An 834-nucleotide genomic window follows, 5' to 3' on the forward strand; every position below is an offset into this window, starting at 1 on the left:
AGGAGAGGTAGCTTGGCCGTATGGTAAGCGAGCTAATACTTTAGGCATCGTTAAGCTTACAAAACGAGAATCTGCACTTTCACGGAAAGAGCGCCATTGCGCATATTCCAACGACTCAAAGACTTTATCTAAATCGCGCGGTTTAGATAGTTCTGTCCACTCATCAAAACCAAATAGCGCAGGAGAAGCAGCAGACAAGAATGGTGAGAAACCCGAAGCAGCAACATTCGACATTAAACGCAAAGACTCAATATCTTCTGGATGGTTTGTAAACTCGTAGTCACCAATTAAAGCACCATACGGTTCACCACCAGCGCTACCAAATTCAGATTCGTACACTTTTTTAAAGATTTGACTTTGATCGAATTCAACCGCTTTACTTAAGTCTTTATGAAGCTCTTTCTTCGTGATGCTGATCATGCGAATTTTCAGCGTAGAACTTGTCTCAGAATTCATGACTAAGTAATTCAGCCCACGCCATGAGCCTTCTAACTTTTGTAGCTCAGGATGGTGCATAACTTCAGAAAGCTGCTCTGAAATCTGTCTATCAAGCAAATTAATCGCTTCACGGAAAGTTACGGTTAGGTTTTTATTCCAAGAAACCGTCCCCTTCATCGCTTCTTCAGTCAGTGTCTTGATCAGCTCTTCTGCTCTCGATGCTTCTGTTTGTTTCGTCGCACCAATAGCCTGTTCAAGAAATGAAGTGGTTTGTTCACCCACCGTAGGATCGAGTTGTTTTTCAACTTGAGTCGTCATTATTCTGCTCCCTCAGTACTTTCTGATGGCGCTTTTTTGCCAAGATCTAGCTCACCAGCTAGTTTTGCCAAATTGTCT

1 protein-coding gene is annotated in these 834 nt (G+C 42.6%); it reads right to left on the bottom strand.

What is annotated here, in order from left to right:
* Positions 1-756 (bottom strand): type VI secretion system contractile sheath large subunit (gene tssC, locus R7093_RS24770; RefSeq protein ID WP_318146957.1); only part of this gene is annotated, 756 nt, incomplete at its 3' end.
* Positions 757-834 lie beyond the last annotated feature (78 nt).

Source organism: Vibrio sp. 1580 (assembly GCF_033340055.1).